Origin of the sequence: Enterobacter cloacae complex sp. 277I4 (assembly GCF_050031465.1) — a bacterium.
Classification (GTDB): Bacteria; Pseudomonadota; Gammaproteobacteria; order Enterobacterales; family Enterobacteriaceae; genus Enterobacter; species Enterobacter cloacae.
This window is the reverse complement of the sequence record NZ_JBLGWC010000001.1, coordinates 4,377,741-4,390,110: the sequence shown is the minus strand read 5'-3', so window position 1 is coordinate 4,390,110 and position 12,370 is coordinate 4,377,741. Positions and strand designations below refer to the sequence as shown.

Genomic DNA, 12,370 nt, shown 5'->3' with positions numbered 1-12,370 from the left:
TTCCGCTATTAATAGCGGAATAGCAAATTGTGCGGGAATTTTTAACGTGAATTGTATTAGAGGTGTTATATGTTTAACGGTCGTCCTTTCCCTGTGCATGTGTTCCCGCAGATCATCAGAAATGCTGTATATGAAGCGGAGCAGCAGACCCAGGCTCCCCAAGCTTTGATTGCTGCATCGGTATTGGGAGTAATTTCGCTTGCCTGCCAGAACCGGATTGATGTGTGCAGATTGAATAATCTGCGCAGCCCTGTATCGCTTTTTTTACTGACACTGGCTGATTCTGGTGAGCGCAAAAGCACTGTGGACAAACTACTGATGAAGCCAATGTATCAACTGGAAGAAGAATGGTCTAAAAAATATACCCAGGACCTAATTGTCTGGAGGAATGAAGAAACGGTTTTTAATATTGAAAAGAAAGCACTGATGTCAAAATTGAAATCCGATATTCGCCGTAATAAAGATCACTCCACAACGAATGAACGGCTGAAAGTGTTACTGGCTGCGTCTCCAAAAGCACCGGTCCGGTTAAGGCAGATATACAACGATGCCACACCTGCGGCGATAAAAGACTCTCTCTGTGGACGCTGGCGGTCCATAGGACTTATGTCTGATGAAGCTGGCACTATTTTTGACGGCTATGCGCTGAATGAACTGCCGTTCATCAATAAAATGTGGGATGGCGCAATGTTTCCCGTGGAAAGAAAAAGCGAGCCAGATAAATTAATCAAAGATGCCAGAATGACGCTGGGGTTGATGATTCAGCCTGATGTGTTTAAAAAAGGGTATCTGGAACGAAAAGGCGATGCCGCGAAAGGGATCGGATTCTTCGCCCGATGTTTGATATGTCAACCGGGTTCAACACAGGGCAACAGGCAAATTACCAGTCCGGTTGTCTCAAATGAGCATCTGCCGGTATTTCATCAACGACTGATAGACATTGTTAATGAGAGCATTGCGAGAAATGAGGAAAATGAGCGTCAGTGTCTGCGTTTCTCTCCCGAAGCAGAAAAACACTGGCTCGAATTTTATAACAAAGTCGAGTCAGAAATGGGGTTGCTTGGCTTCCTGTCTGATTTTAAGGATTATGCATCTAAAATGGCGGAGAATATGGCGAGGCTTGCTGCCTTACTACATTACTTCAGTGGTGATGAGGGCGATATATCTATTGCCGCTGTAAAAGCAGCAGTGGATATAATGGCCTGGTATATTGAAGAATACATCCGTTTGTTCTCCAAAAAAGAAAAGTTTTCTTTAGATGTTGCGGAAACAGATGAGCTTTACTGCTGGATAAAAAACTATTGCATTCGTTATTGTAAACCTTTTATTACGAAAAACACCATACTCCAATATGGTCCTAATAAATTCAGGAATCGTAGTAAAGCAAATGAATTACTCAGTACATTATTCTCTCAAAATAAAATCCTTGTAGGAAAAAAGGGGAAAACCACATTAATAGCTATCGCTGGCTTGAACTCCTCAACTTCATTCTGATTAATTGTTTTTAATTCAAGAGCAAAAATGAATAATTAGCCCAGTTCAGTTAATGGTTTGTTGTCATGATAGGTAATATATATTAAATCCATCACTTACTCCAATATCATCAAACAGGATGCTATATGACATACGATAGTGAATTCGGATCACACATATCCCTATATCGGGATAGAATCAAACAGGTTATTGAAGACTCCCTCAATGAACATCCTAACTCAATGATTCTTCGTGTTGATCTGCATGACCCAATTGATACAGAAGAAATAGATAACCCATTCTTTCAACCTAGGGTTGACTCTGCTGCTATATCTCGCTTTACCAGTGCGTTAAAAGCAAAGCTTGAACACGATAAGCATATTAAAACTCAACGGAAAGACTGGCCTGATACCCGACATTCAACCTTACGTTACGCATGGGTCCGAGAATATACCAAAAATGGAAAGCGGCATTACCATTTGATACTGTGCTTCAATCAGGATGCTTATTATCATGTAGGTGATTACGATTTAAACCGTAATACGATAAGAACAATGATAACAACAGCTTGGTACAGTGCGCTTGGCATCCCGATAGATAGCTCGGGGAAGTTAGTTAATTACCCGCCAAATGGCAAATACCTTCTCAATCGTAAAAGGGACAACTTTGAGCAGACTTATAGCGATTTGATGAATAGAGTGGATTACATGACCAAAGTAAGAACTAAAATAGTCGGTGATGGGGACCGTAATTTCGGCTGCAGTCGCGGGTAATTTATTTTTTACAACGATGGCCTTTCTTATGGATGGAAAGGCCAAACCCATCAGTTAAAGATGGTTGTTTTACTATAATCCAACGACCTCATCCCCGATATTAGTCAAAATCATTAATTCTTTAATCTCTCGTTGTGCCAACTGTAATTCAAACTGCTCTTGAATTAACATCCACTTCGACCAACTTCCACCGACTACATGCGATAACCGGAGTGCCATAGCTTTCGTCAGTGAAACTGAACCGTTCAACAATTCAACTATCTCTTGCTCGCGACATCCCATGTAAACCGAAAATTTATTCAGTCCTATATTTGATACCGCTAGTATTTCGGCCAGTTTAATGCCGGGATGATCAGGAAGTAAGGTCATGCCGTATTCATCCTGATAAATTCCATAAATAGAACAGCCAGTTTCTCTCAGTTCTCGTAAATTCTTCCCTGCAAACTTCAGCTCGTGTGAAAGCCCGAGAAACTCACCAGTAAATTCATATTCTGCTTCAGGCCTATGGTGGCATTTGATCAATGCAAATGCCGCCCCTACTTTTTCAACTGTTACAGTAACCGACATTGAACCACCTCCGTCAAGATAATCGATGAACGTTTTAGACTGTCCAGCTGTTCGACACCACTTCTGCCTGCTTCAAAATCAGTTCCACGGCGCCCGGCGTTTTGTCCGGCGGATACTTATACTTACGCAGCGTCTGGCGCACCAGAATACGCAATCGGGCACGCACGCTTTCACGCACCTGCCAGTCCACGGTGGTGGACTGCCGCAATTTCAATGTCACTTCGATGGCCAGCTTTCTCAGCGTATCATCGCCCAGTTCACGCACTGCACTTTCATTTTCAGCCAGCGCATCATAGAAGGCGATTTCATCCGGGGTCAGCCCCAGCGCATCATCACGCGCCATCGCCTCCTGGAACGCTTTCGCCATCTGGATCAGCTCTTCAATCACCTGCGCGGTCTCAATGGCGCGGTTATTGTATTTGAGCAGCACCGCTTTCAGTCGATCGGAGTATTTCTTCTGCTGCACCACGTTATTGCCCGAACGGGCATGAATGCCGTCATTGAGCAGTTTTTCCAGCAGTTCCACTGCCAGATTACGCTGCGGCATTTCCCGCACTTCTTCCAAAAACTCATCGGACAGCAAACCTATGTTCGGTTTATCCAGCCCGGCGAGTGCGAAGACATCCTCAACCCCGGTCGCGACAACCGCGTTATCGAGGATCTTGCTCAGCAGAGAGTTTTTTTCTGACTGGCTAAACTTTGCCTTCGGATCGAGCTTGATAAGCCCCACCCTGACCGCCGAAAGAAACGCGAACTCCTCCTGTAAGGGTTTCGCCTCATCCAGCGTATTACACAGTGACCAGGCTTTACTCATCGCCAGCGAAACATCGAGGTAGCGTTTTTTACCGTCATCCAGTCCCAGAATGTAGTTCACGGCATCACGCAAGAAGGCCAGCGGATCGCGGGAGAAGCCCGTGTAATCAAATCCCGGCTTACCCGCCGAACGGGCAAACATCCCATGAATGACATCCATTTTTTCCAGCAGAATCGCAAAGGCTTCCCTGGCATCGACCGTTGTCTGTCCTTTGCCTTTTGAATCGGTATAGGTTTTCAGCGCCTGCTTCAGCTCGTTGGCAATGCCGATATAATCCACCACCAGCCCGCCGGGTTTATCCCGGAACACACGGTTAACGCGGGCAATCGCCTGCATCAAATTATGGCCGCGCATCGGTTTGTCGATATACATGGTGTGACAGCATGGGGCATCAAACCCGGTCAGCCACATATCCCGCACAATCACCAGTTTCAGCGGATCGTTCAGATCTTTAAAGCGGGCTTCCAGGCGTTTTTTGGTCTGTTTGTTGTAAATATGCGATTGCAGGTGATCTTTATCTGACGCCGATCCGGTCATGATGACTTTGATCGCCCCTTGTTCAACGTCTTCACTGTGCCATTCAGGGCGTATCGCCACGATGGCATCGTACAGTTTCACGCAGATCTCGCGGCTCATGGCGACAACCATCGCCTTGCCGTTCATGGCAGTGTTACGTGTTTCAAAATGCTGAACCAGATCGGCGGCGACCTGCTGAATACGTGGCTCTGAACCGACCAGCTTTTCCAGACGGCTCCAGTCACCTTTGGTTTTCTCCTGCTGGCCGGTCTCTTCATCTTCCACCAGCTCATCCACCTGATCAGAGAGCGTTTCCAGCTCGTCATGGTTCAGATCGAGTTTTGCCAGCCGGGATTCGTAGTAAATCGGCACCGTCGCGCCATCATCAACCGCATCCTGAATATCGTAGATAGAGACATAATCACCGAACACGGCACGGGTATCTTTATCTTCCGAGGCAATCGGCGTACCAGTGAAGCCCATAAACGACGCATTCGGTAGCGCATCGCGCATATGCTTGGCGTAGCCGTATTTATAGGCCCCGGTTTGCCGGTCCAGCGTGGCGCTCAGGCCATATTGGCTGCGGTGCGCTTCATCGGAAATCACCACGATGTTGCTGCGGACGTTAAGTGCCGGATGGCTCTGTTCACTGTCCAGCGGCGCAAACTTCTGCACGGTGGTAAAGATAATGCCGCCGGATTCACGGGCGTTGAGCAGCTCGCGCAGTTCGTCGCGGTCGTTGGCCTGTAACGGCGTTTGCTTGAGTAAATCATGCGCCTGGCAAAACGTGGCGTAGAGCTGCCCGTCAAGATCGTTACGGTCGGTCACCACGACGATGGTCGGATTATTCATCTCTGTTTGTTGCAGCAGCTTTCCGGCGTAACAGCACATGGAGATACTTTTGCCGGAGCCCTGGGTATGCCACACCACGCCCGCTTTTTTACTGCCGGGGGTAATGTTGCTGCGCAGCGGAAGATGTTTACCGGTAGAGGCCACAATCGTTGCCGCAACCGCTTCACGCACCGCGTGGAACTGATGGTAAGCGGCAATCTTTTTGATAAGCCGTTTGCCATCGTTTTCAAACAGCACAAAGAAACGAATGTAATCGAGCAGCAGTTCGCTATTAAAGAAGCCCTGCACTACCGTTTTAAGCTGCCAGTGAAACTGCGGTTTATCATCTTCGTTCGCCACCGTTTTCCACGGCAGAAAACGCTCTTCATCAGCGGTCAGAGAGCCGATACGCGCATTTTGCCCGTCGCTCACTACCAGCGCTTCGTTACAGATAAACAGGTCGCTGAGTTCGTTTTTATAGGTCTGCAGCTGGTTAAACGCAGCCCAGATATCGGCATTGGCATCAATCGGGCTTTTCAGCTCAATCACCGCCACCGGCAGGCCGTTGATATAGCCAATCACATCCGGACGACGAACCTGTTTTATCCCCTGAATAGCCACCTGATTTACGACCATAAAGCGGTTATTGCCGGGATGGTTGAAATCCATCAGCAGGGCTTTATCGTGAACCGTTTTGTCTTCACGCTTGTACTCAACGGGTACGCCGTCGAGCAACAGGTGATGGAATGCTTTGTTGCTGACGACCAGATCCGGGCTTTCGGGGCGGGTAATACGGAGTATCACCTCTTCCAGCACGGAAACAGGGAGATGGGGGTTGATGGTTTGCAGCTGCTCCAGCATCACCGGGCGCAGAAACACATCATGAAATGAAGCACGCAGCGGGTTGTCGCCATCCGGCGCGATATCTGGCCCGTGCAGCACTTCCCAGTCCTGTTCAGCAAACCATTTCAGGCATTGCTGCTCTAAATCGTCTTCGCTCAGCATTACTCTTCCTCTCCCTCGGTGATCATACCGGTCTGTTTCAGCTCAATCGCCAGTTCCAGCAGGCTCGGGCGGATCGCTTTTTCCAGACGGTTCATGCTATCCATCATCCAGTCGATAATGACAGGCCAGATCTCTTTATTGCCGCCGTCAAACGTCTTTGAACAGACGATCTGGCAGCTTTTTCGCTCTGGCAGCAACCGCCAGTCGAGCGGCTCGCCAAACAGCGATTCAATGTGCGTTTTACGTTCCTGAAGGCGTTCAAATAACCAGGTGTTTTCCAGCGCATCTCCGCGCGAAATATTGAGCTGCACGCGAGCGTCTTTCTGGGAAAAGATAAGCTCAAACGGCACGCCGCTAACGCCCGACCCGGCAGCCAGCCAGTGATCGGTTGAGGGAGCGCGGTTGTTAAACAGTGAACAGGGGCTGGTGCGGAATTTTTCCAGCGCCATCGTCCAGAACTCGCGGCGCAGATAGTGACGCTGCTGCAGTTCGCTACTGCTGGAGGTGGACTGCTCTTCCGCCTCTTTTTGCGCCATGCCAATCATGTACGACTCCGCTTCCGGGGTTGGGATAACCTGGCGGATATCGACAAACACGTCTTCACCAAAACGGTAGGGGGTCACTTTGAAGCACTGGGCGCGGATACCAAACTGCATCAACCACAGCGCGGTATTGGTGACCTCTTTGCGGAAATTGGCCGCAACCATGATGACGCGCTGGGTGCCTTTGCGGTTGAGCACCCCTTCTTTCAGGCTTTCCCAGCCCATAAATTCGGCGATGACCTCTGCCGCCTGGCGGTTCTCGTTGGGCTCATACTGATCCAGATAAAGCTGGAAGATCTCCACCACGCTCTCCTGACGCAGGTTGGCGCAGTAGCCGGCATATTTCAGCGCCTGCCAGACGACGTCGCGCCCGGAATCATCAAGCTTATTTTCGATGATGACCAGGTTGCCTTTTTTATCGAGCGCCAGCAGATCGAGACGTTCTTTGGTGTCGTCAAAACCGGCGAACTCTTTCTGGATAATCAGCAACTCATCGTCGTTGTCGCGGGTTAACGCCTGGGGATTCTTTGCCAGCCACTCCTGCAGGTGATCGCGCTCGCGAAAGCCGAGGCTGCTGAACGACACCTCTTGCAGAGAATGCAGACTATTGGTCGGCGTATCGACTTTATACATTTTCCGCCTCACTTACCGCCTGCTCGGCTTCCGGTAGGGTGATTTCACCCGAGAGGAGTTTGGGGAGAAGGGTGTCGCGGAGTAATGCCAAAGATTGAGAGTGTTTTAAATTTACATGTGCACGCTGATGCAAAAGCAAGGCTGATGATTCAAACAAATTTACTAATGCCATAGGGGGGAGTGGATAGCTCAAACTATGTATATGATTACGGTTCAAAGAAGGAACAGCTGAACCTGCATTAAACGCTTTCATATCTAATAGTCGCAGCAACTCATAAGCGTAACAGGGTGTTGCACGTTTGAATTCCTTTACCCAAAGGGTTGTATTCAATGGCCAATAATCTTCAAGCGTTAAATAAACTTTACCAAGCACACCAGAACGACCAGTTATAACGCCCGGAGCTTTAGCCATTGCCACATTATGAGTACCGTTGGGGCCACTGGCGGCAATCAGAGGAAACTCACCATCTTTTCGTGCCGATGAAGGGAGATCAAAACCTCTCTGTAATACCAACAAATCTTGAAGCTTCCCTAACTCCCATGTCACAGGGATATTTCCCAACTCACTATCCTGCATCGCGGACGGAAACAGTTCTGCCGTGGCTTTTAACTCGGCATATTGTTCAGGGTGTTCACGCTCAAAAACCACCAGCGCATCATCATCTTTTCCGGAAATCGCTGTCATAGCGGCAAGCATCGCGTCTTCCTGCGAACCGCCCGCTTCCAGCACTGCCATTTTGGCCTTTACGGGTTCAAAATTAACAAACCAGCTTTTGAACAGGGCTTGTGCCATTTGTTCGAGGGTTTGGTTTATCTGATTATTCGTGAATACTTTCTCTTCCTGCAATTCGATGAGCTTACTAATATTACAAGCATTCTCAACAGGTAAAACACTTACTGGAATATTATTAATAAGGTCTTTGCTAACATTAGGAAAAGTTGATCCTGTCGCAGCTGCCAGCAATTTAGGAAGATAAGTCTCTAATACAGCTTTAACGTAAGGTGTCGGATATCCGTTTCGACCTCTTATTGCAGCAAGACCTCGACCTATACAATATTTTTGATCAGAATAGTTCATCCTGCCGGTTGTTGAACCACGAACACAAAATAAAATATCTCCTGGTAGCGATATTTTTTTTGCATATGCAGTATGCTGCACAGGTGCAGGGTAACGGTCAGTAAACTCTGTAGGTCCATTCAATAAGGGGAGTCCTATCCCCTCATTATTAACCTCTTCGCCTTTAGGGGATTGCCCCATAATAATCTCTGCAATATGAGAGAATGGGATCTCAAAACTCATAACCCAGCCCCCCCAGATTCGCCTTAATCTGTGCTTCTAGGTTCGCGCTCTCTTCCAACTGATCTTTCAGTTGCGTCGTCAATCGTGCCATTTTCTCGGCAAAGGGTTCATCATCTTCGTCTTGCTCGGTAGCACCAACATAGCGCCCAGGGGTCAACACAAAGTCGTTTTTCTGAATATCTTCCAGCGTTGCAGAGAAGCAGAATCCGGCTTCGTCTTCGTACTCTTTATCTGCCTGCCATTTGTGGAAGGTGTCGGCAATTCTGGCGATATCTTCACGAGTAAAGTCACGCAGCACGCGGTCTTTCATAAAGCCAATCTTGCGGGCGTCGATAAACAGCACTTCGCCTTTGCGGTGCGCTTTGCCGTTGCCGCTGGATTTGTCTTTGGTCAGGAACCAGATACAGGCCGGGATTTGGGTGTTGGTAAAGAGCTGGCCCGGTAGCGCCACCATGCACTCGACCAAATCGGCTTTGATCAGGTTACGGCGGATTTCGCCTTCGTTGTTGGTGTTGGAGCTCATCGAACCGTTCGCCAGCAGCAGCGCCATCGAACCTTTTGGCGCAAGGTGATGGATCATGTGCTGCATCCACGCAAAGTTGGCGTTGCCCTGCGGCGGTGTGCCGTATTTCCAGCGCACGTCGTTTTCCAGCTTGGCGTTCCACCACTCCTTCATGTTGAACGGCGGGTTCGCTATCACGAAGTCAGCTCGCAGATCCGGGTGCTGGTCGTCCAGCAGGGTGTCGGCGTTTTTGCTGCCGAAGTTAAAGTCGATACCCCGGATCGCCATATTCATTGCCGCCAGCTTCCAGGTGGTCGGGTTCGACTCCTGGCCGTAAACAGAGATATTGCGCTTCTGCTCGGCGGCGTTGTACTGCTTCTCGCCCGCGTGCTCTTCGATAAAACGGTCGCTGGAAACAAAGAACCCGCCGGAACCCATCGCCGGGTCATACACGCGCCCGTTATACGGTTGCAGCATTTCAACAATCAGGGTGACGATACTTTTTGGCGTGTAATACTGGCCGCCCTGCTTACCTTCCGCCAGCGCGAACTGGCCGAGGAAATATTCGTACACGTGACCGAGAATATCTTTGCTCTTTAAGTTGAGCTTCTTGCCGTTATATTCCGGGTTGCTGAAGTTGGCGTCAGAGAAAGTATTAATCAGCCCGGTCAACACTTCGTTGCCCAATTGATACTGGCTGATACGGTTCAGAATACCTTTCAGCTTCGGGTTGGTTTTTTCGATTTCATCGAGCGCGTTATCCACCAGCCAGGACACAGAGCGCAGCGTCACATCCTTGCCGGTGGTTTCATCCACCCACAGCACGGTGCCGGTCGGCAACATGGCTTTGTTTTTCAGCGTGTCCCAGCGCGCGGCTTTCGGCACCCAGAAGATGTTCTTTTCGGTGTAGTAATCTTCCACCTCCAGTTCATCCACAATCGCCTGTGCGTACTCTTCATCAGAGTCGTAACCGTCGCGCGACATGGCATAGATGTTGTCCGGGTTGCCGACATCGCGGAACAAGGTGATTAGCTCCTGCTGACGCGCCTCGAAGGCATCGGACACATACTTGAGGAAGATAAGCCCCAGCACCACGTGCTTGTAGTTGGCGGCATCCATGTTGGCGCGTAGCTTGTCGGCGGCTTTCCAGAATTTGTTATCCAGCTCGTTCAGGAACTGTTGTTCGGCGTTGTTCATGAAAATCCTCAGGGGCGATCGCAGCGATAGTGCAAACATGCCTATCTTAAATTTGGTTTTGGAATGCTAATCGCAAAATGATACCCGGAATGACTAGGTTCATAAACGAGATAGCGCAAAGAAGTGGAAGATGGGCTATGGCTAAGTTGACATTAAGTTCCGGGTAATGGTGCCAACTTACTGATTTAGTGTATGATGGTGTTTTTGAGGTGCTCCCGTGGCTTCCATCTCCATCAGTTGTCCCTCCTGCTCAGCTACTGAAGGCGTGGTGCGTAACGGTAAAAGTACTGCCGGACATCAGCGCTATCTCTGCTCTCACTGCCGTAAAACATGGCAACTGCAGTTCACTTACACCGCTTCTCAGCCCGGTACACACCAGAAAATCATTGATATGGCTATGAACGGCGTCGGTTGCCGTGCCACCGCACGACTAATGGGCGTGGGCCTCAACACCATTTTGCGCCATTTAAAAAACTCAGGCCGCAGTCAGTAACCTCCCGGATACAGCCGGGCAGTGATGTCATTGTCTGTGCGGAGATGGACGAGCAATGGGGCTACGTCGGTGCAAAATCACGTCAGCGCTGGCTGTTTTACGCGTATGACAGGATACGGAGGACGGTTGTGGCGCACGTCTTCGGTGAACGCACTCTGGCCACACTGGAGCGTCTTCTGAGCCTGCTGTCGGCCTTTGAGGTCGTGGTATGGGACGGATGGCTGGCCGCTGTATGAATCACGCCTGAAGGGAAAGCTGCACGTTATCAGCAAGCGTTACACTCAGCGCATTGAGCGACATAATCTGAGACAACATCTGGCAAGGCTGGGACGGAAGTCACTGTCGTTCTCAAAATCGGTGGAGCTGCATGACAAGGTCATCGGGCATTATCTGAACATAAAACACTATCAGTAAGTTAGAGTCATTACCTCGAGATGCGGCAAAGCCCTTGTTCCCCCTCTTTCAGGCAATCCGCACGCTGAACGGTACACCCATCAGTGTCATTTTATTCAACGCCTTCACCCGCGCCCTTGCCTCGCCCACCTGCGCATCGTAATCACGCAGCGACAACCGTTCTCCGAACTGCATCTTCATCCGCGACATCGCCGTTTCCGCCAACGAACGCAGATGGTAGCCGATTTTAAGGTGTATCACGGCGGCTCATACTCTCAATAAATCCCTGTTAGTAAATGCCCCTGTTATAGCTCATTCATTGCCTGAGCCAGCAGTCGCGCAGCTACCTCAAGCGCAGGGGATTGAAAAAATCTTCAGATATATATCATCACTCTGAACATACCCGACTAACGGCAGAATCTCACGACTCTGCCGTTTTTGTATTATTTTTCAGAGGAGTAGTAATGAAAAATTCTGAAGGTTTGAAGTCATTTCAGCAATCGCTTTCCGGCCTACCGCAGTGGGTAACAGAGCGGATTCTGCAACAAATTAACCAGTTAACTGACTACGAGCCAGTGATCGGCATTATGGGTAAGAGCGGTGCCGGTAAATCCTCACTCTGCAATGCCCTGTTTGCCAGTGAGGTATCACCGGTCAGCGATGTGGCCGCCTGCACCCGTGAACCTTTACGCTTTCGTCTGCAGGTTGGCGAGCGCTATATGACCGTCGTGGATTTACCCGGTGTAGGCGAAAGTGGCGCTCGCGATACCGAGTATGCTGCGCTGTATCGCGAACAACTCCCCCGGCTCGACCTGGTTCTGTGGCTGATTAAGGCCGATGACCGGGCGCTGACGGTGGATGAGCACTTTTATCATCAGGTGATTGGGGAGGCATACCGGCATAAGGTGCTGTTTGTTATCAGCCAGTCGGATAAGGTCGAGCCCACCAGCGGTGGGGGGCCATTGTCCAAAGAGCAGAAGCAGAATATCAGCCGTAAAATCTGTCTGCTGCATGAGCTGTTCCAGCCCGTACATCCAGTGTGTGCCGTGTCGGTCCGTCTTCAGTGGGGACTGCGGGTGATGGCCGAGCGAATGATTAAGTGCCTGCCACGTGAGGCCACCAGCCCGGTGGTGTCGCAACTCCAGCCTTCCTTTCGCACGACGGTAGTCCGGGAACAGGCGCGTAGCGATTTTGGTGAAACCGTCGGTGCTGTACTCGATAGCATCAGTGCCTTTCCCCTGATACCCGCCCCGGTGCGGGCCGTCATTCAGGCCGTGCGCACCACCGTGGTGTCAGTGGCCCGTGCCGTCTGGGATTTCTTCTTCTGAGTA

General features: G+C 49.8%; 11 protein-coding genes and 1 pseudogene. 6 read left to right on the top strand and 6 right to left on the bottom strand.

Translation table 11 applies throughout. From position 1 onward, the window contains the following. Positions 1–69: 69 nt before the first annotated feature. Both ACQG19_RS21350 and ACQG19_RS21345 read left to right on the top strand, forming a co-directional pair. The gene (locus ACQG19_RS21350) at positions 70–1,494 is read left to right on the top strand and encodes a YfjI family protein (protein ID WP_000481743.1); all 1,425 of its coding nucleotides are present in this window, start codon (positions 70–72) and stop codon (positions 1,492–1,494) included. Between the two features lie 125 nt (positions 1,495–1,619). Continuing rightward, positions 1,620–2,246, top strand: coding sequence for an inovirus Gp2 family protein (locus tag ACQG19_RS21345; protein WP_023294607.1), 627 nt, complete (start codon positions 1,620–1,622; stop codon positions 2,244–2,246). Between the two features lie 72 nt (positions 2,247–2,318). Here the strand turns inward: ACQG19_RS21345 and ACQG19_RS21340 are convergent, their stop codons facing one another. Genes ACQG19_RS21340 through ACQG19_RS21320 form a run of 5 tightly spaced genes read right to left on the bottom strand, consistent with a single transcriptional unit; the run spans position 2,319 to position 10,153 of the window. Beyond that, complete coding sequence (locus tag ACQG19_RS21340; protein WP_006809979.1) at positions 2,319–2,813, bottom strand: helix-turn-helix transcriptional regulator; 495 nt, start codon at positions 2,811–2,813, stop codon at positions 2,319–2,321. A 34-nt stretch (positions 2,814–2,847) separates the two neighbouring features. Further along, on the bottom strand, positions 2,848–5,979 hold the full coding sequence (locus ACQG19_RS21335) for a type I restriction endonuclease subunit R (RefSeq protein ID WP_058673473.1): 3,132 nt from the start codon (positions 5,977–5,979) through the stop codon (positions 2,848–2,850). Further along, positions 5,979–7,154, bottom strand: a complete 1,176-nt coding sequence (locus ACQG19_RS21330; RefSeq protein ID WP_001581473.1) for a DUF4268 domain-containing protein — start codon at positions 7,152–7,154, stop codon at positions 5,979–5,981. The genes ACQG19_RS21335 and ACQG19_RS21330 overlap by 1 nt, the downstream gene beginning before the upstream one ends. Next, positions 7,147–8,454, bottom strand: coding sequence for a restriction endonuclease subunit S (locus ACQG19_RS21325; RefSeq protein WP_032634419.1), 1,308 nt, complete (start codon positions 8,452–8,454; stop codon positions 7,147–7,149). Before ACQG19_RS21325 ends, ACQG19_RS21330 begins: the two co-directional genes overlap by 8 nt. Then, a complete protein-coding gene (locus tag ACQG19_RS21320) occupies positions 8,444–10,153 on the bottom strand; it encodes a type I restriction-modification system subunit M (protein ID WP_045344294.1) in 1,710 nt (569 codons plus the stop codon). The genes ACQG19_RS21325 and ACQG19_RS21320 overlap by 11 nt, the downstream gene beginning before the upstream one ends. 217 nt (positions 10,154–10,370) lie before the next feature. Here ACQG19_RS21320 and ACQG19_RS21315 point away from each other — a divergent pair, with 217 nt between their 5' ends. From ACQG19_RS21315 to ACQG19_RS21305, 3 genes are read left to right on the top strand one after another with little or no spacing between them, the layout of a single operon-like run. Beyond that, positions 10,371–10,646: an IS1-like element transposase gene (locus ACQG19_RS21315; RefSeq protein ID WP_072207158.1), complete on the top strand. Its 276-nt coding sequence runs from the start codon at positions 10,371–10,373 to the stop codon at positions 10,644–10,646. Between the two features lie 44 nt (positions 10,647–10,690). Beyond that, on the top strand, positions 10,691–10,882 hold the full coding sequence (locus tag ACQG19_RS21310) for an IS1 family transposase (RefSeq protein ID WP_001391592.1): 192 nt from the start codon (positions 10,691–10,693) through the stop codon (positions 10,880–10,882). Continuing rightward, complete coding sequence (locus ACQG19_RS21305; RefSeq protein ID WP_001385545.1) at positions 10,842–11,060, top strand: IS1 family transposase; 219 nt, start codon at positions 10,842–10,844, stop codon at positions 11,058–11,060. Before ACQG19_RS21310 ends, ACQG19_RS21305 begins: the two co-directional genes overlap by 41 nt. A 48-nt stretch (positions 11,061–11,108) precedes the next feature. On the opposite strand, the pseudogene ACQG19_RS21300 reads toward ACQG19_RS21305, so the two are convergent. Next, positions 11,109–11,288 (bottom strand): annotated as a pseudogene (locus ACQG19_RS21300) (IS5/IS1182 family transposase); the annotation flags it as partial. 215 nt (positions 11,289–11,503) lie between these two features. Here ACQG19_RS21300 and ACQG19_RS21295 point away from each other — a divergent pair. Continuing rightward, positions 11,504–12,367 (top strand): GTPase family protein, encoded by an 864-nt coding sequence (locus ACQG19_RS21295; protein ID WP_058673474.1) that lies wholly within the window; start codon positions 11,504–11,506, stop codon positions 12,365–12,367. Positions 12,368–12,370: the final 3 nt, after the last annotated feature.